A 19,937-nucleotide genomic window follows, 5' to 3' on the forward strand; every position below is an offset into this window, starting at 1 on the left:
CCGGTGGACCCAATCCTTTTTCTCTTTTCCCATCTGCCCCGAGGCCATTGACTGATGCGCACCACCGTTCCACCCCCGCCTGCCGAGTCCTCTGCGCGGCCGACGCCTCCCGCTGGCGCCCTGTTCGCGCAGGACGCCTTGCTGCCCGGCGGCTGGGCGCGCGACGTGCTGCTGCAGTGGGATGCCGCGGGCCGGCTCACCGTGGTGGCGCCGGGCAGCGCCGCCGGCACCGCTCCGCGTGCGCCGGGCCCGGTCCTTCCCGGCATGCCCAACCTGCACTCGCACGCCTTCCAGCGTGCCTTCGCCGGGCTGACCGAATACCGCGCGCCCCAGCCCGACGGCGGGCAGGACAGCTTCTGGAGCTGGCGCAACCTCATGTACCGCTTTGCCGCGCGCACCACGCCCGAGCACCTGGAGGCGATCGCCACCTGGCTCTATGTGGAGATGCTGGAGGCGGGCTACACCGCGGTGTGCGAGTTCCACTACGTGCACCACGACCCGGCAGGCCAGCCCTATGCCGACGATGCCGCCATGTCGCTCGCGCTGCTGCGCGCCGCCCAGGCCGCGGGCATCGGCATCACCTTGCTGCCGGTGCTCTACCAGGCCAGCGGCTTCGGCGGCCGCGCGCCGCGCGAGGACCAGCGCCGCTTCATCCGCAGCACCGACAGCATGCTCGCGCTGCTGGAGCGCCTGGCGCCCGTGGTGGCCGCGCAGGGCGGCATCCTGGGCCTGGCCCCGCACTCGTTGCGCGCCGTGCCGCCCGACAGCCTGCGCATTGCGGTCGAAGGCCTCACGGCCCTGAACGCAACGGCGCCGGTGCACATCCACATCGCCGAACAGACGCAGGAGGTGGACGACTGCATCGCCTGGAGCGGCCAGCGCCCGGTGCAATGGCTGCTGGAGCATGCGCCGGTCGATGCGCGCTGGTGCCTGGTGCATGCCACCCACATGACGCCCGACGAATACGCGCGCGCTGCCCGCACCGGCGCGGTGGTCGGCCTGTGCCCGACCACCGAGGCCAACCTGGGCGATGGCCTGTTCGACCTGCCGCGCTGGCTGGCGGACGGCGGCCGCTGGGGCGTGGGCTCCGACAGCCATGCCTGCGTGAACGCGGCGGAAGAGCTGATGCTGCTCGAATACGGCCAGCGCCTGTCCCTGCGCCAGCGCAACGTGCTGGCCAGCCGCGCCCACCCCGAGGTCGCCACCGCCATGGCGCTGCAGGCGGTGCAGGGCGGGGCGCAGGCCAGCGGCCGGTGCACGCCGTGCGCGCCGGCCGGCATCGCGGTGGGCGAGAGCGCCGATCTGGTGGCGCTCGATGCGCAGCACATCGCACTGCAGGGCCTGCCGCCCGACAGCATGTTGGGCGCGCACGTGTTCGGCAGCCATCGCACCTCGGCGCTGCACAGCCTCTGGACCGCCGGCACGCCACGCGTCGTCTCGGGGCGCCACGCGCTGCACGACCGTGCCGCCGACGCCTTCGTGGCGGCCCGCATGGCCACCATCACCCGCGCCGGGCATTGACCGACCGGCCGGCCCTCGGCTTTCGAAGCCCCCAACGCAGACCCGATCGCATGACCGCCACCCATTCCCCGCTACCCTTCACCTTCCACCAGGGCACCGCGCCGCTGCTCGTGTCCATGCCCCACGTGGGCACGCATGTGCCCCAGGGCATCGCCGCGCGCTTCACCGACGAGGCCCGCCAGGTGCCGGACACGGACTGGCACCTGGAGCGGCTCTACGGCTTTGCCCGAGACCTCGGCGCCTCGATCCTGGTGGCCACGCATTCTCGCTATGTGATCGACCTGAACCGGCCGCCGGACGGCGCCAGCCTGTATCCCGGCCAGAGCGTCACCGGCCTTTGCCCGGTGGACACCTTCGACGACACGCCGATCTACGCGGAGGCGGGCGATGCGCCGGACGACGCCGAGATCGCCGCGCGCCGCGATGCCATTTGGGCGCCGTACCACGCGCAGCTGGCCGCCGAGCTGGAGCGCCTGCGCGCCGCCCATGGCGTGGCCATGCTGTGGGATGCGCATTCCATCCGCTCCGTGCTGCCGCGTTTTTTCGCGGGCAAGCTGCCGGACCTGAACCTGGGCACGGCCGAAGGGGCCAGTTGCGATCCGGCGCTGGCGCAGGCGCTGCTGCGCATCGGGCAGTCCGACCCGGCGTACACCGCGGTGCTCAACGGCCGGTTCAAGGGCGGCCACATCACGCGGCACTACGGCGATCCCGCGCGCAACGTGCACGCGGTGCAGCTGGAGATGACGCAGTGCAGCTACATGCAGGAAGCCTTGCCGTTCGACTACCTGCCCGAGGTGGCGGCTGGCGTGCAGCCCGTGCTGCACCGCATGCTGGAAGCGGTGCTGGAATTTGCCCGCACCCGGGTGCGGGCATAAGGCCCGCCAGGAGCGGCCGGCCCGGCGCCCGCGGCGTCAGGCCGCCGCGTCGATCCGAAGCTGCACGGAGTCGTCCAGATAGATGGGCGTGACCTTGAAGCCGTTGACCGTGATGCTGCCGAACGTCCCGCGCACAGGGGCGCCGCGCACCAGCGTGAGGGTCGATCCGACCGTCGGCGTGAAGCCCGAGCGGAAGGCGATGCGCAGGGTGCCCGCCAGCGTGACCGGGCCGGCGGCCTGCAACTGGCCGGCGCCGTTGGCGCCCACGCGCAGTTCCAGCGTGCTGCTGCTGCCCAGGGTGAAGGCACCGCCGATGGCCAGCTCCGCCGCCGTGTTGCCGATCAGCGTGCCGCCGCTCAGGTACACGTCGCCTTGTCCCAGCGCATTGCTGCTGTCGGCCCGCACGGCACCTGCGGACACTTCCGTGCCCCCGGTGTAGCGGTTCGCGCCTGCCAGCACGAGCGTGCCGCTGCCGCGCTTGGTGAGCTTGCCGGCGCCCGCGATGGGGTTGCGCCAGGCGTCCAGCGCGTTGAAGCCGCCCTGCGCCGCGTCCATGGTCACTGCCACGTCGCCGTTGAAGGCGCCGTAGCCGTCGCCGGCCGCGAACAGGTTCAGGCGACCCCAGCCTTCGGCGTCGTCCAGCACCGGGTAGCCCGAGGCGATCGCGGTGGTCTTGAGCACCACGCGGCGCTGGCCCGCATCCAGGTAGGGGAAGCGCGTTTCCAGCAGCACCTCGGCGCTCTTGGGCACGACGGCCGGACGCGTGGTGTCGCCGATGGGAGCGAAGCCGAACGTCATCCGGCGCAGGTACTCGGCCTGGTTGGTGGCGCGGTCGGCGAAACGGTCGGCGGTGGTGGCCTGCGAATGGGCGATCTGCAGGAATTCCTCCGGCGTGCGCGCCCCGACGGCCGCCATCAGCGTGCTGCGGGCCTGAGCCACGGCAGCAGCCTTGCGCGGCGCGTTCACGCCGGTGGCGATGCTGGCGGCGGCCACGGCCTGGCCGTGCACACGGCCGCTGATCACATCCAGGGGCGAGTGCATGCCGGCCAGGATGCGGCTTTCGCCCAACTCCAGCCCGCGCGCCAGCATTTCCTGGAACCGCTCGGGCACCAGGTAGGCCATGGCGATGGCATCGCGCACGCCCTCGGCGGTGTGGCCGCTGGTGAAGCCGCCATCGGTGGCCGGGGTGGTGCTCCTGGCAGGCACCAGGGCCGGCACGATCTGCACATTGGCGCTCCAGCGCCACGGGCGGGCGTATTTGTAGAAGCGCTTGGCCGGCTCGGTCGAGCCGTTGTCGCCGATGCCGCCGATGAAGTCCACCACCGTGCCGAAGCCCGCGTTGGCGCTGCCGCCCACACCGGCGTTGTTGCCGGTGTCGTTGTAGAGCACCGTGGTCGCATCCGCGGGAATGCCCGAAATGCTGGTCTTTTGCTGCGCCGCGGTGCGCCATGCATTGGTCAACGGGCCCAGTCCATCGGTCACGCTGTAGGCCTTGCCGCGCCGGTCGTCTTCGTAGGCCAGGAGTTCCTGGGCCGCGGTGCGGCGCGCCGTGGCGTCCACCACGTACTGGATGTTGCGGGTGTGCACCTGCGCGTTCAGCACCGTGCCGTCAGTCGCGTCACCGGGAATGCCGGTCCAGGCCGCCGGCTTGATCGCAGGGAAGGCGCCGTTGGCATCGGCCGTCACGCCGGCATCCACCAGCAGCGTGCTGGGCTTCCAGATGTCGAGAAAGCCCGACAGCACCCGCACGCCGGCGTTGGTGGCCAGCGTGGCGTAGCGGGCATCGCCGCGCTGGTTGGTGAAGGCGAAGTCCACGAACGGCGGCGTGGTCGATTCGTTGGGCACCGGTGCGGAATCGGCAAATCCCAGGCCGCGCGGCGCATCGGGTGGTGCGGCATCGGAACCCCCGCCGCCACAGGCGGAGAGCGCGAATGCGGCGGCGAGAGCCAGGATCAGGGTGCGTCGGGGCAGAGGCAGCGTCATGGGGAGCAGGCAGGTTGGAAAGGCGGGAGCGAAACGGGTGCGCGCAGGCCGCTTGCGGCCTGCTGCGGCTGCACTCTAGGGTCGCGCTGTGACAGCGCCGTGACGCCGCACGCCAATCATTTCCCCGCTGGAGCCCGCGGCGGGGTAGCATGCGCCATGGACATCGCCCCCACCCTCGCGCCTGCGGTCGCGGAAAAGCCCGCAGCCCTGCCTGGATGGGGAGAGTTCTTTCACATGCCGCTGTTTCGGCCCGGCACCTCGGTGCGCATGGGCGACCAGTGGGAAACCGTGAGCCATGTGGCCCTGCGCCGCCAGGAACTGGCCATCTACCTCGTGGGCCACGAGGCGTCCGTCTCCCCCAGCCGGCTCTTCCTGGCACCCAGCGCGTTCACCACCGTGCGCAAGCGCTGAAGTCCCCCGGCATCCCGCTTCATGCAGGAGCCGGGCAGGGCGCGTCGGCCGGAGGCCGACTCAGGCCTGGGTCATCCAATCGCTCAGCCGGCCGGCCGCTCGGCCATGGCCTCGCCCAGCCGCACGGGCCGGGCAGGGGCCCACTGCTCCGAAAACCGCACCGCACCGCGCTGAAACAGAAGCACCACGGTGGAGCCCAGCAGGAAGCGGCCCATTTCCTCGCCCTGGCGCAGCACGATCTGCCGGTCGGCATAGTCCCAGTGGCGCAGCTCGCCGCTGCGCGGCGGGTTGACCTGACCGTGCCACACCGTGGCCATGCTGCCCACGATGGTCGCACCCACCAGCACGAGCACCATCTTTCCCAAAGGCGTGTCGAACACGCACACCACGCGCTCGTTGCGCGCGAACAGGCCGGGCACGCCCCGCGCCGTGACCGGGTTCACCGAAAAAAGGTCGCCCGGCACATGCACCATGCGCAGCAAGGTGCCGTCGCAGGGCATGTGGATGCGGTGGTAGTCGCGGGGGCTCAGGTAGATCGTCGCAAAGCTGCCGTTGTCGAACTGCGCGGCCAGCGCCGCATCGCCGCCCACCAGGGCCGTGGTCGAGTAGCGGTGGCCCTTGGCCTGGAAGATCTGGTCCTGGTCGATGGGCCCGAACTGGCTGACCGCCCCATCCACCGGGCAGACCGCGGCCGCCGCGGCGAGCGGGCGCACACCGGGGCGCAGGGCGCGGGTGAAGAAGTCGTTGAACGTGGCGTATGCGGCCGGGCGGGGCTCGACCGCCTCGCTCATGTCCACCCGATAGCGGGCGATGAAACGCTCGATCGCGGCAGTGGTGCGGGGGCCTCCCTGCGCCCGTGCAAGCCGCCCCGCCAGCGCCGTCAGCGCTTGTTTGGGAAGTAGATATTGAGGCAGTACGGCAAGGCGGTCTGACAAGGTGGACTTCCTGAGCGGTTGGGGTGCGAGGCATTCTACCGAGCGCGCCTGCGGGGCCCGGCCGTGCGCCTTGACGCTGCATGCGCAGGCCATCTGGCGCCAGATGCCGGAACGAAGTCAGTCGGGGCCGCTGCGTCAAATCGATGCCATTCACCACAGGGCGCAACCGGCGCGGTGCATGGGCCGCGCGCGGCGCAGTGGTGTATCGGCACTATTCCACACGATTCCTTACTACGTTACAATGGTGCGGTTTTGCGCAGCGCCTCGCTGCCGCTGCTGTGTGTGGAAGCCGCCCCGCCGGCCTTTTCCGACCGATGCGCCATGGGGCGCAGTGACCACCCCCGCTTGCTGTGCACCGCGCCTGGATCTCTTGCGAGGTGGGCCGACATTCCGGTTGCAGTTTCGCGCAGGCCCCGATACCTCCTATTACTGTTTGAAGATTGACTTGAAATCATGGCCAAAGAAGAACTGATTGAAATGCAGGGCTCCGTGACGGAAGTCCTGCCCGATTCCCGCTTTCGCGTCACGCTGGACAATGGCCATCAACTGATCGCCTACACCGGCGGCAAGATGCGCAAGCACCACATCCGCATTCTTGCCGGCGACAAGGTCTCGCTGGAAATGTCCCCCTACGACCTGTCCAAGGGCCGCATCACCTTCCGCCACCTCCCAGGCCGTGGCCCGGGCCCCTCGTCGCGGTGAGTTTGAAAAAAACTGGCAAATTTCCTTGAATCTTCCAAATATGGCTGTGATGCAAGGTTAGAATACTAGTTGTCGGAGCGTAGCGCAGCCTGGTAGCGCATCTGCTTTGGGAGCAGAGGGTCGCGAGTTCGAATCCCGCCGCTCCGACCATTGATTCAAGGGGTTAGGTCATTTGACCTGACCCCTTTTGTCTTTTTGGATTTGCCCTCCTCTCCGGTATTCCCTTCGCTGCAGTTTTCTGCGTCCATGGCAGGCGCAGGAGAATCAACCCCGGCTTCGCAGCAGCCTCAAGATCCATTCGCGTTGGTGCGCCAGGCGTTCCACGTCTTCCTCTTCCATGAGGAAGGGTAAATCCGGCACGTTGGCTTCGGGAATCGCATGCTCGAAAACCATGCGCAATGCGGCAGGCTCCTGGTGCAATATCACCAAGGCCTGGGCCAGCATATTCAGCGGTTGCACCTGGGTCGTGACGTTGGCGAGTGCGCTTTTGAGCGTTCTGATTTCCTCGCGCAGCAGTTCTATTTCTGCTTGTGGATGATTGTCCATAATGCCTCCTCGGTCCCATGCTAGAACGGGGCCATACGGCCAACAAGCTGAAATTGCATCCAGCACCGCGGTAGGCCCATGCTCAGGCTCAGCCATGGCAGCGCCTGGGCCGATCGCTCCACCATTTCCCATTCTTCCAAAGCACATGGCAACGTTTCGTCCGTTTTCCCCCTTTGGCTCTTCTCCGCGCACCGGCGGGGCGCGCATGGAGGGCGTGGACGCCTTGCGGGGCGTGGCCATGGTGTGGATGACGGTCTTTCATTTCTGTTTTGACCTCAGCCACTTCGGGTACTGGCCGCAGAATTTCCGTGCCGATCCTTTTTGGACGACCCAGCGGACAGCCATCGTGGCGCTCTTTCTCTTCTGCGCGGGGCTGGGGCAGGCACTGGCCTGGCAGCAGGGCCTCGGATGGGCCCGCTTCTTCAAGCGCTGGCTGCAGATCGTGGGATGCGCCTTGCTGGTCACCGCAGGGTCGTCCCTGATGTTTCCGCAGAGCTTCATCCATTTCGGCGTTCTGCACGGGATGGCTGCCATGCTCCTCGTCGCGCGATGCACGGCGGGGTGGGGCGCCTGGCTCTGGCCTGCCGGCGCAATGGCCGTGGCGCTTCCCTCCATCGCGGGGTGGGCGCTGACGGAGGGGCCGCTCGCGGCCTGGGCGCCCACGTTCAACGGCTATGCGCTCAACTGGCTGGGACTGGTGTCGCGCAAGCCTTTCACCGAAGACTATGTGCCGGTGCTGCCCTGGCTGGGCGTGATGTGGTGGGGCCTGGCGAGCGGGCAATGGGTGCTGCGACGGCGCCCGCAATGGATGAAGGTGGCGCTGCCCCGGGCGCTGTCACCGCTGGCGGTGTTGGGCCGCTGGAGCCTGAGCTATTACATGCTGCACCAGCCGGTCATGATCGGTCTGCTGATGGCGGCATCCTGGATGCTGGGCCGTGTTTAGGAAAAGGCACAAGGCCCGTCCCAAAAGCAAAACGCGGCCCGTGGGGCCGCGTTGAGACTCGAAGCTTGGTGGATCGGCAGGGTGCCTGCCGGTCCACCGACCGTGAGCGATTACTCGATCTTGGCCTTCGTGCGCAGTTCTTCCTGGAACTTCGCCAGCTTCTGCTGCTGCAGTTGCTGCGCCACCTGGGGCTTCACTTCTTCCAGCTTGGGCAGCTTGGCTTCGCGCACGTCGTCCAGGCGGATGATGTGCCAGCCGAATTGGGTCTTGACCGGCGTCTGGGTCATCTGGCCCTTGTTCAGCTTGACCAGCGCTTCGGTGAATTCGGCCACGTAGCTGCTCGGAGCCGACCAGTCCAAGTCGCCGCCGCGGGCGCCGGATCCGGGATCCTTGGACTGCTTCTTGGCGATGTCTTCAAACTTGGCGCCCTTCTTGATGGACGCGATGATGGCCTTGGCCTGGTCTTCCTTTTCCACCAGGATGTGGCTGGCCTTGTATTCCTTGCCGGTGTTGGCGGCAACGAACTTGTCGTACTCGGCCTGGATTTCGGCGTCGGTGACGGGGTTGGCCTTTTGGTAGTCGGCGAACAGTTCGCGGATCAGGATGGTCTGGCGGGACAGTTCCATCTGGACCTTGTAGTCGGGCGAGGCTTCGAGGCCGCGCTTCTGGGCTTCCTGCAAGAAGATTTCGCGAGCGATCACTTCTTCCTTGATCTGGCCTTCGACCTCAGGGGTCACGGGGCGGCCGGAGCGTTCCACTTGCTGCTTCAGGGCTTCGGCGCGTTCCTTGGGAACGGCCTTGCCATTCACAACGGCGAGGTTTTGAGCGTAGACGGGAAAGGCCGTCGCGCCCAGCACGGCAGCGGCCACGAGGCCGGACAAAAGCTTTTTCTTCATTGGGGAGTCCACAAAAAGGAAATGAGTTGCGGCCGTTTTGACCGCAAGTCCGACAAATAGGGCCGGATCAAAGAACTTCAATGGCTATGGCGTGAGCGCCCTGGTCAATAAATTCTTGCAGCGCATCATACACAAGGCGATGTTGTGCGACGCGGGGTCTTCCTGTAAACAAAGGTGACGAAATCCGCACCCGGAAATGGGTGCCGAAACCCGTTCCGTTGGCCCCCACATGGCCTGCATGGGCGGCGCTTTCGTCCAGCACCTGCAGCGCGGAAGGGTTCAGCCGCTCCTGCAGCCGGGCCGCCATGGCCTCGGCGGTGATGGCCAGCACCGTCATGGCTGCACGTCCTTGTGGGCCGCCTCGGGCGTGGCCTTGGGCACGGCCTTGGTGTCGTCTTCCTTCATGTAGCGGCTCAGGTACAGGGCTTGGCCGATAACGAACACCGCCATCAGCCCGATACCGCCGAACAGCTTGAAGTTGACCCAGGTGTCGGTGTCGAAGCGGTAGGCCACCCACAGGTTGACCAGGCCCATGACCGCGAAGAACCCGGTCCAGCTCCAGTTCACGGTGCGCCAGGCGGCATCTGGCAACTCCATCTGCGCGCCCATCAGGGAGCGGATGAGGTTCTTGCGGAAGAACAGCTGGCCGATCAGCAGCGCCGAGCCCATCAGCCAGTACAGCACCGTGGGCTTCCACTTGATGAAGGTTTCGCTGTGCGAGAGCAGCGTGGCGCCGCCGAACACCACGATGACGCCCAGGCTCACCCACTGCATGGGCTCGACCTTGCCGTTCTTGTAGCGCAGGTAGCCGATCTGCAGCACGGTGGCGGCGATGGCCACGGCCGTGGCCGTGTAGATGCCCCACAGCTTGAAGGCCGCGAAGAACAGGATGATGGGAAAGAAGTCGATCAGCAGTTTCATGGGGGAGGGCTGGAGCGTGGGCGGGCGTTGCCGTCGTTCAGGAGGAGCCGGGCTCGAAATCGAGCGATGCGGAGTTCATGCAGTAGCGCAGGCCGGTGGAGGCGGGGCCGTCCTCGAACACATGGCCGAGGTGGGCCCCGCATTGTGCACAAACCGTCTCCGTCCGGACCATGCCATGGCTGCGGTCCACAATCTCCTTGATCGAGCCCGGCACCGCCTCGGAAAAGCTGGGCCAGCCGCAGCCGGCGTCGAATTTGGTGCCGGAGTCGAAAAGCTTGGCGCCGCAGCACACGCAGTGGTAGCTGCCGTCGGCCCAGTGCGCTTCGTACTTGCCGGTGAACGGGCGCTCGGTGGCGGCGTGGCGAGTGACTTGCCAGGCCACGGGCTCGGCGCCTTTGCTCTGCAGCAGGGCCTGCCATTCGGCATCGGTCTTTTTGATGGGAAAGGTCATGATGAGCAGCTGATTTCGATGGAGGAAGCCCAGTCGGGCGGGAAGTCGGCCCAGGCCTCGTGGCCCGGGTGTTCGTCGAACGGTTCGGCCAGCAGGGCCTGCAGGGTGTGCAGCGGCGCGAAGTCGCCTTGCGTGGCCGCGCGGATGGCCTGCTCTCCCAGGTGGTTGCGCAGCACGAATTTCGGATTGCATTTCAGCATCGAATCGGCCATATGCCGGGGATTTGATTGTCCTGGATGCTCTGAAAATGATAGCAACCACGACTCCCAGCCCGCCCGGTCGATGAACAGGTCGCGCACGGGTTCGAAGTCCCCGCTGGCCACGGCATGCGACAGGCGCCGCCAGAAGATGGGGTAGTCCACCCCGCCTTGGGCCAGCAGGTTGAGCAGGCCGTCCACCAGCGCGGCGTCGCCGTCGTGGGCGGCCTGCAGCCCGAGCTTGCCGCGCATGCGCTGCAGGAACGCGGCCGGGAACACGGTCTGGTAGGACGCGAGCGCCGCCTGCGCCAGTGCCACGTCCTCGATCAGCGGCAGCAGCGCCTGGCCCAGCCGGAACAGGTTCCAGTAGGCCACGTTGGGCTGGCGGTTGAAGGCGTAGCGGCCCTGCGTGTCGCTGTGGTTGCACACGTGGCCCGGCACGAACGCGTCGAGGAACTGGAAGGGCCCGTAGTCGATCGTGAGGCCCAGGATGCTCATGTTGTCGGTGTTCATCACCCCGTGGCAAAAGCCCTGCGCCTGCCAGTGGACGAGCAGTTCCGCCGTGCGCTCGCTCACCGCCTGGAGCAGGGCTGCGTAGGGGTTGCCGCCCGGCGCATCCGGGCCGCGGCACTCAGGGTAGTAGCGGTCGATGACGTAGTCGGCCAGCGTGCGCAGCTGCGGCAGCAGGTCGCGCGCCGCGAAGTGCTCGAAGTGCCCGAAGCGGATGAAGCTCGGCGCGGTGCGGGTCACGACGGCGGCGGTCTCCACCACCTCGCGCTGCACCGGGGCGGGCGAGCCGGTCAGGGCCAGCGCCCGCGTGGTGGGCACGCCCAGCGCATGCATGGCTTCACTGCACAAAAATTCGCGGATGCTCGAGCGCAGCACGGCGCGGCCGTCGCCCATGCGCGAATACGGCGTGCGCCCGGCGCCCTTGAGTTGCACCTCCAGCCCGCCGGCGGTCTCGCCCAGCAGGATGGCGCGGCCATCGCCCAGTTGCCCCGCCCACACCCCGAACTGGTGGCCGCTGTACACCGTGGCCAATGGCTGCATGCCCGACAGCAGCGCGTTGCCCGAACACACCTGCAGCGCCGCATCGGAGGCCAGCCAGGCCGCGGGCACGCCCAGTTGCTGCGCGGCATCCAGGCTCGTGGCCACCCAGTGCGGGGCGGGCAGGGGCGTGGGGACCAGTTCGGTGAAGAAATCCGGGCCCAGTGCTGCAAAGCCGTTGCGCCATTCGAGGCCGGACGCGGGCGCCGTTGCGGCGGTGGGAAGGGGGGCGTTCATCCGCCGAATTGTCTCCGACCCGCTTTGCCACGCGCGGCGAGGGGGCTTGAGCGCCCGGGGCCGCGACGGCGGCTGTCAAGCAGGCGACAGATGCGCCCCTGGCACATGGCGCCCCCAGCGCGGCAGCGCACAGGGCGCACGGTAGGATGCCGCGGAACCATTCACAACGACAACCCAAGGATCCAACATGCTGGGCCTGATGCAGAGTCAACCCTTGCTGATTTCCACGCTGATCGAATTCGCCGAGCGCCACCACGGCGACGTGCAGATCGTGTCGCGCCGCGTCGAGGGCGACATCCACCGCTACACCTACCGCGACATGGCGGTGCGGGCGCGGCGGCTGGCCAATGTGCTGGACGGCATGGGCCTGGCAGCCGGAGACCGCGTGGCCAGCCTGGCCTGGAACGGCTACCGCCACATGGAGATGTACTACGGCGTGAGCGGCTCCGAACGGGTGATGCACACCATCAACCCCCGCCTGCACCCCGAGCAGATCGCGTGGATCGTCAACCACGCCGAAGACCGGGTGCTGTGCTTCGACATGACCTTTCTGCCCATCGTGCAGGCCGTGCACGCCAAGTGCCCCACGGTGCGCCAGTGGGTGGCGCTGTGCGATGCCGACCAGCTGCCCGCCGACAGCGGCATCCCCGGCCTGCTGAGCTACGAAGCCTGGATTGGCGAAGCCCCCGACACCTACGTGTGGCCCACGTTCGACGAGAACACCGCCTCCAGCATGTGCTACACGAGCGGCACCACCGGGCACCCCAAGGCGGTGCTCTACAGCCACCGCTCGACCCTGTTGCACGCGTATGCCGCCGCGCTGCCGGACGTGATGGGCCTGTCGGCCAGCGATGCGGTGCTGCCCGTGGTGCCGATGTTCCACGTCAATGCCTGGGGGCTACCGTACTCGGCGCCGCTGGTGGGCGCCAAGGTGGTCTTTCCCGGCCCGGCGCTGGACGGCAAATCGGTCTATGAACTCATGGAGGCCGAGGGCGTGACTTTCGCCGCTGGCGTGCCCACCGTGTGGCAGATGCTGCTCAACCACGTGAAGGCGGGCGGCCTGCGCTTCAGCCAACTGAAGCGCACCGTGATCGGCGGCTCGGCCTGCCCGCCGGCCATGATCCAGTCGTTCCAGGACGACTACGGCGTGCGCGTGCTGCACGCGTGGGGCATGACCGAGATGAGCCCGCTGGGCACGCTGTGCTCGCTCAAGAACAAGCACCTGGCGCTGCCGCGCGGCGAGCAGATGCAGATCCTCATGAAGCAGGGCCGCGCGATCTACGGCGTGGACATGAAGATCGTGGACGGCGACGGCCACGAACTGCCCTGGGACGGCAAGACCTATGGTGACCTGCTGGTCAAGGGCCCATGGATCGTCGAGAACTACTACCGCGGCGAGGGCGATCCGCTGGTGCCCGATGCGCAGGGCCGCGGCTGGTTCCCCACGGGCGACGTCGCCACCATCGATGCCGACGGCTACATGCAGATCACCGACCGCAGCAAGGACGTGATCAAGTCCGGCGGCGAGTGGATCAGCTCCATCGACATCGAGAACATCGCCATGGCCCACCCCGGCGTCGCCATGGCCGCGTGCGTGGGCATGCCGCACCCCAAGTGGGACGAGCGGCCCATCGTGGCGGTGGTCAAGCGCCCCGGCGCGGAGGTCACGCGCGAGGAGCTGCTGCAGTTCTACGCGGGCAAGACCGCCAAGTGGCAGATCCCGGACGACGTACTGTTCGTGGACGCCATTCCCATCGGCGCCACCGGCAAGATGCTCAAGGCCAAGCTGCGCGAACAGCTCAAGGACTACCGCCTGCCGGGCCTGTGACGCTCGCTGATGCGGCGAAGGGGGCGGCCGCGCGAGGCCGCCGCCCAGTCGCATGCGGGATAGCGGATAGGGTGAATCCCTGAGCATCTCCTCTGTGGCGTGCCTTACGCTGCGCCCTGTTCCATTCAAGAACCCAAGAGGAGACAAGCGATGAGATTTGCTATCAAGGCTGTAGCTGCATCCGCAATCCTGGTGAGCGCTGGCGGCGCGTTCGCTCAAAAGGGCGATACGGTGAAGATCGCCTGGCTCGACCCGCTGTCTGGCCTCATGGCGGCGGTGGGCACCAACCAGCTCAAGAGCTTCCAGTTCCTCTCGGAGGAGTTCAACAAGAAGAACGCGGCGGGTGTGAAGTTCGAGATCATCGGCATCGACAACAAGCTCAGCCCGCAGGAAACCACCAGCGCCCTGCGCTCGGCCATGGACCAGGGCGCGCGCTACGTGGTGCAGGGCAACGGCTCGGGCCCGGCGCTGGCCATCATCGACGCGCTGGAAAAGCACAACGCGCGCAACCCCGGCAAGGAGGTCATGTACCTCAACTACGCCGCCGTGGACCCCGACCTCACCAACAGCAAGTGCAGCTACTGGCACTTCCGCCTGGATGCCGACACCTCGATGAAGATGGAGGCCATGACCACCTTCATGAAGGACCTGCCCGAGGTCAAGAAGGTCTATCTCATCAACCAGAACTACTCCCACGGCCAGCAGGTCTCCAAGTTCGCCAAGGAGAACCTGGCGCGCAAGCGGCCCGACGTGCAGATCGTGGGCGACGACCTGCACCCGCTGGCCCAGGTGCGCGATTTCGCGCCCTACATCGCCAAGATCAAGCAGTCCGGCGCCGACAGCGTGATCACCGGCAACTGGGGCTCGGACCTGGCCCTGCTCATCAAGGCCGCCAACGATGCGGGGCTGGCCAACGTCAATTTTTACACCTACTACGGCGGCGTGACGGGCAGCCCCACGGCCATGGGCGCGGCGGCGGCGGGGCGCGTGTACATGGTGTCGTACAACCACCTGAACCTGCCCGGCGACATCGGCCGCGTGGTCACCGAATACAAGAAGAAGTTCAACGACGACATGTACACCGGTGCCGTGTACCACGCCTTCGCCATGCTGGATGCCGCCTTCGTGAAGGCCAAGTCCACCGACCCGGTGAAGGTGGCGCCGGTGCTGGAGGGCATGAAGTTCAACAGCTTCAACGGCGAGGTCGAGATGCGCAAGAGCGACCACCAGCTGCAGCAGGGCCTGTTCGTCTCCAAGTGGGAGAAGGCCGGCGGCAAGTACCCCAACGACGCGGAAAATACCGGCTACACCTTCGTGCCGGTGAAGTACTACGAGCCCTACGTGGCCAGCACGCCCACCTCGTGCCAGATGAAGCGGCCCTCCTGATCCGGGCATCCGATTTCATTGCTGTGAGACCTTGGGCCCGGGGTTCCTCGGGCTCTTTTTTTAACCGTGCGGGCGCTGTTCTTCGATGAATCTTGAGTTTTTCGTGATCTCGCTGCTCAACGGCATCAGCTACGGGCTGCTGCTGTTCATGCTCAGCTCGGGGCTCACCCTCATCTTCAGCATGATGGGCGTGCTCAACTTCGCCCACACCAGCTTCTACATGCTGGGGGCTTACATCGCCTACACCCTGTCCGGCCTGGTCGGCTTCTGGCTGGCGCTGTTCGTGGCGCCGCTGCTGGTGGGCGCGCTCGGTGCGGCGTTCGAGCGCTACGCGCTGCGCCGCGTGCACCAGTACGGCCACGTGCCCGAGCTGCTGGTGACCTTCGGCCTGTCGTACCTGGTGCTGGAAGTGGTGCAGCTGGTGTGGGGCCGCTCCACCGTGCCCTACGGCCTGCCCGCGCAGTTGCAGGGGCCGCTCTTCACGCTGTACGGCACGCAGTTCCCGAAGTCGCGGTCGTTCGTGATGCTGGTGGCGCTGCTGATGCTGCTGTCCGTGTGGCTGCTGCTCACCCGCACGCGCATCGGCCTGGTGATCCAGGCCGCGCTCAAGCACCCCGACATGGTCGAGGCGCTGGGCCACAACGTGCCGCGCGTGTTCATGCTGGTGTTCGGCGGCGGCTGTGCGCTCGCCGGGCTGGCGGGCGTGATCGGCGGCAACACCTACGTCACCGAGCCGGCCATGGCCGCTTCGGTGGGCTCGATCATCTTCGTTGTCGTCGTCGTGGGCGGCATGGGGTCGCTGGCCGGGGCCTTCCTTGCCTCGCTGCTGATCGGCGTGCTGCAGACCTTCGCGGTGGCGCTGGACTATTCGCTGGCGCATGCGCTGCGCGCGGTCGGCATGGCGGTGACCGAGCAGACCTTCGGCTGGCCGCTGCTCAAGCTCACCGTGTCGCAGGTGGCGCCCATCCTGCCGTACCTGCTGCTGGTGCTGATCCTCATCTTCCGGCCCAAGGGCCTGCTCGGCACGCGGGAGGACTGAACCCATGCGCTCCCACACCTCCTCGCCGCCGGCCTACCGGTTCAAACCGCTCAACATCGGGCGCATCGTCATCTGGGGCCTGTTCGCGGCCGCGCTCATCGTGGCGCCCATGCTGTTCACCAGCAGCCTGGCGCTCACCATGCTGTCGCAGATCGGCTACCTCATCGTCATCTGCCTCTCGTACAACATGCTGCTGGGGCAGGGCGGCATGCTGAGCTTCGGCCATGCCGTGTACACCGGCCTGGGCTCGTTCATCGCCATCCACGCGATGAACCTGGCCGGCAAGGGCGCGGTGCCCATTCCGCTGGTGTTCATCCCGCTCGTGGGCGGGCTGGCGGGGCTGTTCTTCGCCGTGCTGCTGGGCTTCGTCACCACCAAGAAGTCGGGCACCACCTTCGCCATGATCACCCTGGGCATCGGCGAGCTGGTGGCGTCCATGGCGCTGATGTTCCCCGAGTTCTTCGGCGGGGAGGGCGGCATCACCACCGACCGCGTGTACGGCAAGGGGTTCATGGGCATCACCTTCGGCCCGGCCATCCAGGTGTATTACCTGATCGCGGCCTACTGCTTCGTGTGCACCGCGCTCATGTTCGCCTTCACCGGCACGCCGCTGGGCCGCATCCTGAACGCGGTGCGCGACAACCCCGAGCGGGTGGAGTTCATCGGCTACAACACGCAGCGCGTGCGCTACTTCGCCTTCATCATCGCGGGCTTCTTCGCCGGCGTGGGCGGTGGGCTGGCGGCGATCAACTTCGAGATCGTCACCGGCGCCGACAGCGTGAGCGTGCTGCGCTCGGGCGGCTACCTGCTGTTCACCTTCCTGGGCGGGGCCACCTTCTTCTTCGGACCCATCATCGGCGCGGTGCTGCTGGTGTTCGCCTCGGTGCTGCTGTCCGAGCTGTCCAAGGCCTGGCTGCTGTACCTGGGCCTCGTGTTCCTGTTCATGGTGATGTATGCGCCCGGCGGCATCGCCAGCCTGATCATGATGAACCTGCGCGTGGCCAAATACGGCCGGCTGCGCACGCTGTGGGTGTCGTACCTGGCCCTGGGCGGCACGGCCCTGGTGGCGGTGTTGGGCGCGGCCTGCATGGTGGAGATGACCTACCACCTGCAACTCAATTCGGCGCTCGGGCCACAGATGAACTTTCTCGGCGCCACGCTGAACGCGCGGGCCTTGTCCAGCTGGTTCGGGGCGGGCTTCGTGCTGCTGGTGGGCCTCGGCCTGTTCGAGACCGTGCGGCGCCAGTTCCTGCTGCAATGGGGCGCCATCCAGGAAGCCATCGAGCAGGACATCAAGCGGGGGGAGGCCGCATGAGCGTGACCCCCGTCAACACCCCCTATGCGCTGGAGTTGCGCGACCTGCACAAGCGCTTCGGCAAGACCGAGATCATCCGCGGCGCCAACCTGTGCGTGGCCCCGGGCGAGCGCGTGGCCATCATCGGCCCCAACGGCGCCGGCAAGTCGACGCTGTTCAACCTCATCAGCGGACGCTTCGGCGCCACCAGCGGCCAGGTGCTGCTGAACGGCCAGCGCATCGACGGCAAGGCGCCGTACGAGATCAACCGCATGGGGCTGTCGCGCAGCTTCCAGATCACCAACATCTTTCCCAAGCTCAGCGTGTTCGAGAACCTGCGCTGCGGCGTGCTGTGGAGCCTGGGCTATCGCTACACCTTCCTGCGCTTTCTCTCGCGCCTGCACGATGCCAACGAGCGCGCCACGCAGCTCATGGAACAGATCCGCCTGGACAAGAAGCGCGACACGCTGGCCATGAACCTCACCTATGCCGAGCAGCGCGCGCTGGAGATCGGCATCACCATCGCCGGGGGCGCCAACGTCATCCTGCTGGACGAGCCCACCGCCGGCATGAGCAAGAGCGAGACCGCGCGTTTCATCCGCCTCATCAAGGAAGTGACGGTGGGCCGCACGCTGCTCACCGTGGAGCACGACATGGGCGTGGTGTTCGGCCTGGCCGACAAGATCGCCGTGGTGGTCTACGGCGAGGTGATCGCCTTCGACACCCCCGAGGCCGTGCGCGCCAACCCGCGCGTGCAGGAGGCCTACCTGGGCTCGGCCGTGGCGGCAGCGCAGCAGGCGGAAGGACACTGAACCATGCTCAAGGTCGACAACCTGCACGCCTACTACGGCAAGAGCCACGTGCTGCACGGCGTCTCGTTCGGCGTGCAGCCGGGCGAGATCGTCGCGCTGCTGGGGCGCAACGGCTCGGGCCGCTCCACCACCGCCAAGGCCATCATGGGCCTGGTGGACTGGGAGGGCACGCTCGAATGGAAGGGCCAGCGCCTCGATGGCAAGAAGGCCTACGAGATCGCGCACCTGGGCCTGGGCTACGTGCCCGAAAGCCGCGACATCTTTCCCAACCTGACCGTGCACCAGAACCTGCTGCTGGGCCAGAAGGGCAAAGGAAAGGGCAGCCGCTGGAGCTTCGACGACATGTACGGCATGTTCCCGCGCCTGAAGGAGCGCCAGCACACCGAAGCCGGCGTCATGTCGGGTGGCGAGCAACAGATGCTCACCCTGTGTCGCACCCTCATGGGCGACCCCGACCTCATCATCATCGACGAGCCCACCGAAGGCCTCGCGCCCAAGATCGTGGAGCTGGTGGGGCAGTACCTCATGGCGATCAAGGCGCGCGGCATCTCGGTGCTGCTCATAGAGCAAAAGCTCACCATCGCCATGACCATCTCCGACCGCGCGTTGGTCATGGGCCATGGCAGCATCGTTTTTGAGGGTACACCGCAGGGCCTCCGAGAGAACAGCTACGTGCGCAAGGAGTGGCTGGAGGTGTGAGGGGCGAGTGGGGTTGCTTTTGACGCAACCTGCCACCCTGTTCTGCTGAGGGCTCCTCCGGCCGATGGAGGACGCCCATGAGCATTTTCGCGACAAAAGCCACTAAAAACCATCGTGGGCAACACACGGATCGGTGGTTAACAAATAGTTAATATTTGGCATGCATTTTTGGCCCGCTCCGGCCGCTCTGCCTTTAACATCCGCCCCAACAAAAAAGATGAAACGGGGAGGTTTCAATGAGCGCAGAACGCGCGGCCACGTGCGTGCACGCCGGCGATGCACAGGTCTTGGCCTTGGCCATGGACAAGTCCAGGAGGGCGTGCCCAGGGATGCACACCAATCATCGCCGCAAGACCCAACGCAGCAGTGCATTACAGGGCCCGCGAAATCTTGCAACGCGCCCCCGACCGAGGCGGATAGGGGGCAAGGCGGAACATGCATCGAGCCCCTCTCCCACGCCTCAATGGCTGGCCTTGGCGATGCGTTTGACGCGATGGGCATCTGCCATCTTCTTCCTGGCATTGGTTTCGATGGCCCATGCCCAGCGGCTGAGCCAACCGCCGGATGAAAACCGACAAATCATCCAGAAGATGTTGGAAGCCCCAGAGGCCGACATCGACCTTTCCAGAGCCAAATTGGTCATCGACCGAATGATGGACCCCAGTGTCGATGTCGATGCGACATTGGAACGATTGGATGAGATGGCGCGGGGGATTCGAAAGACGCTGCCCACAGGGGCGTCCAAACGCTTGATCTTGGATGCCTTGCGTTTTCACATCTATCAGCCCAATGGGTGGAACGAGCGGCGGCCATTTCAGTACGACCTGGAAGATCCGTACGGACGCAATATCAAAAACAAACTGTTGCCCAACTACCTGAGAACAAAAAAGGGTAACTGTGTCTCGATGCCGTTGCTGTTCATCTTCCTGGGCCAGCGGCTGGGGCTGGACGTCAGCCTGGCGGCCGCCCCCAACCATCTGTTCGTGCAATGGCGAGACAGCGACGGCAAGTTGTACAACCTGGAAACGACCAGCGGCGCCAGCTTCACGCGGGACGCCTGGCTGCGCCAGCAGTCTCCCATGACCGATGGGAGCCTCTCACAACCCCATGTTTGACGAATCCGAACAGGAATGAGTGGGCGCCAGCAGCCGTTTGAGCGTGATGAGGCCCAGCAGCGGTCTGCGCCTGGGTGCATGAGGGGCCTTGCAGGCCCG

Annotated in this window: 20 protein-coding genes and 1 tRNA gene; 13 read left to right on the forward strand and 8 right to left on the reverse strand. The window is 66.6% G+C overall.

The genetic code is table 11. The annotated features are described in order from the left end of the window. Window positions 1-54: 54 nt before the first annotated feature. On the forward strand, window positions 55-1,521 hold the full coding sequence (locus AVMA1855_RS16800) for a formimidoylglutamate deiminase (protein ID WP_284426579.1): 1,467 nt from the start codon (window positions 55-57) through the stop codon (window positions 1,519-1,521). Between the two features lie 50 nt (window positions 1,522-1,571). Next, window positions 1,572-2,396: an N-formylglutamate deformylase gene (gene hutG / locus AVMA1855_RS16805; RefSeq protein ID WP_284426580.1), complete on the forward strand. Its 825-nt coding sequence runs from the start codon at window positions 1,572-1,574 to the stop codon at window positions 2,394-2,396. Between the two features lie 36 nt (window positions 2,397-2,432). Here the strand turns inward: hutG and AVMA1855_RS16810 are convergent, their stop codons facing one another. Continuing rightward, window positions 2,433-4,379 (reverse strand): phosphatase PAP2 family protein, encoded by a 1,947-nt coding sequence (locus tag AVMA1855_RS16810; RefSeq protein WP_284426581.1) that lies wholly within the window; start codon window positions 4,377-4,379, stop codon window positions 2,433-2,435. Between the two features lie 156 nt (window positions 4,380-4,535). Between AVMA1855_RS16810 and AVMA1855_RS16815 the strand changes: the two genes are divergently transcribed. Further along, complete coding sequence (locus AVMA1855_RS16815) at window positions 4,536-4,790, forward strand: hypothetical protein (RefSeq protein WP_284401863.1); 255 nt, start codon at window positions 4,536-4,538, stop codon at window positions 4,788-4,790. A gap of 83 nt (window positions 4,791-4,873) precedes the next feature. Here AVMA1855_RS16815 and asd read toward each other — a convergent pair whose 3' ends face one another. Then, complete coding sequence (gene asd / locus AVMA1855_RS16820) at window positions 4,874-5,725, reverse strand: archaetidylserine decarboxylase (protein WP_284426582.1); 852 nt, start codon at window positions 5,723-5,725, stop codon at window positions 4,874-4,876. A 453-nt stretch (window positions 5,726-6,178) separates the two neighbouring features. On the opposite strand from asd, the gene infA reads away from it, so the two are divergent. Together infA and AVMA1855_RS16830 are read left to right on the forward strand one after the other, a co-directional pair. Further along, window positions 6,179-6,427: a translation initiation factor IF-1 gene (infA, locus tag AVMA1855_RS16825; protein WP_092739728.1), complete on the forward strand. Its 249-nt coding sequence runs from the start codon at window positions 6,179-6,181 to the stop codon at window positions 6,425-6,427. 73 nt (window positions 6,428-6,500) lie between these two features. After that, a tRNA-Pro gene (locus tag AVMA1855_RS16830) sits at window positions 6,501-6,577 on the forward strand. Between the two features lie 114 nt (window positions 6,578-6,691). Here AVMA1855_RS16830 and AVMA1855_RS16835 read toward each other — a convergent pair. Beyond that, entirely contained in the window at window positions 6,692-6,973 is a 282-nt protein-coding gene (locus AVMA1855_RS16835) for a hypothetical protein (protein ID WP_284403640.1), read from the reverse strand. Window positions 6,974-7,118: 145 nt separating this feature from the next. On the opposite strand from AVMA1855_RS16835, the gene AVMA1855_RS16840 reads away from it, so the two are divergent. Further along, window positions 7,119-7,916: a heparan-alpha-glucosaminide N-acetyltransferase gene (locus tag AVMA1855_RS16840; RefSeq protein ID WP_284426583.1), complete on the forward strand. Its 798-nt coding sequence runs from the start codon at window positions 7,119-7,121 to the stop codon at window positions 7,914-7,916. 110 nt (window positions 7,917-8,026) lie between these two features. Here AVMA1855_RS16840 and AVMA1855_RS16845 read toward each other — a convergent pair whose 3' ends face one another. The 5 genes from AVMA1855_RS16845 to AVMA1855_RS16865 all read right to left on the reverse strand — a co-directional run bounded on the left by AVMA1855_RS16845 (window position 8,027) and on the right by AVMA1855_RS16865 (window position 11,665). Continuing rightward, window positions 8,027-8,812, reverse strand: coding sequence for a foldase protein PrsA (locus tag AVMA1855_RS16845; RefSeq protein WP_284426584.1), 786 nt, complete (start codon window positions 8,810-8,812; stop codon window positions 8,027-8,029). A gap of 67 nt (window positions 8,813-8,879) precedes the next feature. Next, the gene (locus tag AVMA1855_RS16850; RefSeq protein WP_284426585.1) at window positions 8,880-9,149 is read right to left on the reverse strand and encodes a BolA family protein; all 270 of its coding nucleotides are present in this window, start codon (window positions 9,147-9,149) and stop codon (window positions 8,880-8,882) included. After that, a complete protein-coding gene (locus AVMA1855_RS16855; protein WP_284426586.1) occupies window positions 9,146-9,733 on the reverse strand; it encodes a septation protein A in 588 nt (195 codons plus the stop codon). Before AVMA1855_RS16855 ends, AVMA1855_RS16850 begins: the two co-directional genes overlap by 4 nt. A gap of 37 nt (window positions 9,734-9,770) precedes the next feature. After that, window positions 9,771-10,184 carry a peptide-methionine (R)-S-oxide reductase MsrB gene (gene msrB, locus AVMA1855_RS16860; RefSeq protein ID WP_272563923.1) on the reverse strand — a complete coding sequence of 138 codons (414 nt, stop codon included), beginning with the start codon at window positions 10,182-10,184 and terminating at the stop codon, window positions 9,771-9,773. Then, on the reverse strand, window positions 10,181-11,665 hold the full coding sequence (locus AVMA1855_RS16865; protein ID WP_284426587.1) for a protein adenylyltransferase SelO: 1,485 nt from the start codon (window positions 11,663-11,665) through the stop codon (window positions 10,181-10,183). Before AVMA1855_RS16865 ends, msrB begins: the two co-directional genes overlap by 4 nt. A gap of 187 nt (window positions 11,666-11,852) precedes the next feature. Here AVMA1855_RS16865 and AVMA1855_RS16870 point away from each other — a divergent pair, with 187 nt between their 5' ends. From AVMA1855_RS16870 to AVMA1855_RS16900, 7 genes are all read left to right on the forward strand, one after another. Beyond that, window positions 11,853-13,493, forward strand: a complete 1,641-nt coding sequence (locus tag AVMA1855_RS16870; protein ID WP_284426588.1) for a 3-(methylthio)propionyl-CoA ligase — start codon at window positions 11,853-11,855, stop codon at window positions 13,491-13,493. 150 nt (window positions 13,494-13,643) lie between these two features. Further along, window positions 13,644-14,879: a branched-chain amino acid ABC transporter substrate-binding protein gene (locus AVMA1855_RS16875; protein ID WP_284401886.1), complete on the forward strand. Its 1,236-nt coding sequence runs from the start codon at window positions 13,644-13,646 to the stop codon at window positions 14,877-14,879. A gap of 85 nt (window positions 14,880-14,964) precedes the next feature. After that, window positions 14,965-15,918 carry a branched-chain amino acid ABC transporter permease gene (locus AVMA1855_RS16880; protein WP_284426589.1) on the forward strand — a complete coding sequence of 318 codons (954 nt, stop codon included), beginning with the start codon at window positions 14,965-14,967 and terminating at the stop codon, window positions 15,916-15,918. A gap of 4 nt (window positions 15,919-15,922) precedes the next feature. Next, entirely contained in the window at window positions 15,923-17,233 is a 1,311-nt protein-coding gene (locus AVMA1855_RS16885; protein WP_284409352.1) for a branched-chain amino acid ABC transporter permease, read from the forward strand. Further along, on the forward strand, window positions 17,230-18,024 hold the full coding sequence (locus AVMA1855_RS16890) for an ABC transporter ATP-binding protein (RefSeq protein WP_272563917.1): 795 nt from the start codon (window positions 17,230-17,232) through the stop codon (window positions 18,022-18,024). Before AVMA1855_RS16885 ends, AVMA1855_RS16890 begins: the two co-directional genes overlap by 4 nt. Before the next feature lie 3 nt (window positions 18,025-18,027). Beyond that, on the forward strand, window positions 18,028-18,723 hold the full coding sequence (locus AVMA1855_RS16895) for an ABC transporter ATP-binding protein (protein WP_272563916.1): 696 nt from the start codon (window positions 18,028-18,030) through the stop codon (window positions 18,721-18,723). A gap of 236 nt (window positions 18,724-18,959) precedes the next feature. Further along, window positions 18,960-19,838: a transglutaminase family protein gene (locus AVMA1855_RS16900; RefSeq protein ID WP_284426590.1), complete on the forward strand. Its 879-nt coding sequence runs from the start codon at window positions 18,960-18,962 to the stop codon at window positions 19,836-19,838. Window positions 19,839-19,937 lie beyond the last annotated feature (99 nt).

The sequence above is a fragment of the Acidovorax sp. SUPP1855 genome (assembly GCF_030158955.1).
Taxonomy (GTDB): Bacteria; Pseudomonadota; Gammaproteobacteria; order Burkholderiales; family Burkholderiaceae_C; genus Paracidovorax.

Coding starts and splice junctions, on each gene's coding strand:
- AVMA1855_RS16800 (WP_284426579.1), top strand. CDS start 55: ATGCGCACCACCGTTCCACCCCCGCCTGCCGAGTCCTCTGCGCGGCCG.
- hutG (WP_284426580.1), top strand. CDS start 1,572: ATGACCGCCACCCATTCCCCGCTACCCTTCACCTTCCACCAGGGCACC.
- AVMA1855_RS16810 (WP_284426581.1), bottom strand. CDS start 4,379: ATGACGCTGCCTCTGCCCCGACGCACCCTGATCCTGGCTCTCGCCGCC.
- AVMA1855_RS16815 (WP_284401863.1), top strand. CDS start 4,536: ATGGACATCGCCCCCACCCTCGCGCCTGCGGTCGCGGAAAAGCCCGCA.
- infA (WP_092739728.1), top strand. CDS start 6,179: ATGGCCAAAGAAGAACTGATTGAAATGCAGGGCTCCGTGACGGAAGTC.
- AVMA1855_RS16835 (WP_284403640.1), bottom strand. CDS start 6,973: ATGGACAATCATCCACAAGCAGAAATAGAACTGCTGCGCGAGGAAATC.
- AVMA1855_RS16840 (WP_284426583.1), top strand. CDS start 7,119: ATGGCAACGTTTCGTCCGTTTTCCCCCTTTGGCTCTTCTCCGCGCACC.
- AVMA1855_RS16845 (WP_284426584.1), bottom strand. CDS start 8,812: ATGAAGAAAAAGCTTTTGTCCGGCCTCGTGGCCGCTGCCGTGCTGGGC.
- AVMA1855_RS16850 (WP_284426585.1), bottom strand. CDS start 9,149: ATGACGGTGCTGGCCATCACCGCCGAGGCCATGGCGGCCCGGCTGCAG.
- AVMA1855_RS16855 (WP_284426586.1), bottom strand. CDS start 9,733: ATGAAACTGCTGATCGACTTCTTTCCCATCATCCTGTTCTTCGCGGCC.
- msrB (WP_272563923.1), bottom strand. CDS start 10,184: ATGACCTTTCCCATCAAAAAGACCGATGCCGAATGGCAGGCCCTGCTG.
- AVMA1855_RS16865 (WP_284426587.1), bottom strand. CDS start 11,665: ATGAACGCCCCCCTTCCCACCGCCGCAACGGCGCCCGCGTCCGGCCTC.
- AVMA1855_RS16870 (WP_284426588.1), top strand. CDS start 11,853: ATGCTGGGCCTGATGCAGAGTCAACCCTTGCTGATTTCCACGCTGATC.
- AVMA1855_RS16875 (WP_284401886.1), top strand. CDS start 13,644: ATGAGATTTGCTATCAAGGCTGTAGCTGCATCCGCAATCCTGGTGAGC.
- AVMA1855_RS16880 (WP_284426589.1), top strand. CDS start 14,965: ATGAATCTTGAGTTTTTCGTGATCTCGCTGCTCAACGGCATCAGCTAC.
- AVMA1855_RS16885 (WP_284409352.1), top strand. CDS start 15,923: ATGCGCTCCCACACCTCCTCGCCGCCGGCCTACCGGTTCAAACCGCTC.
- AVMA1855_RS16890 (WP_272563917.1), top strand. CDS start 17,230: ATGAGCGTGACCCCCGTCAACACCCCCTATGCGCTGGAGTTGCGCGAC.
- AVMA1855_RS16895 (WP_272563916.1), top strand. CDS start 18,028: ATGCTCAAGGTCGACAACCTGCACGCCTACTACGGCAAGAGCCACGTG.
- AVMA1855_RS16900 (WP_284426590.1), top strand. CDS start 18,960: ATGAGCGCAGAACGCGCGGCCACGTGCGTGCACGCCGGCGATGCACAG.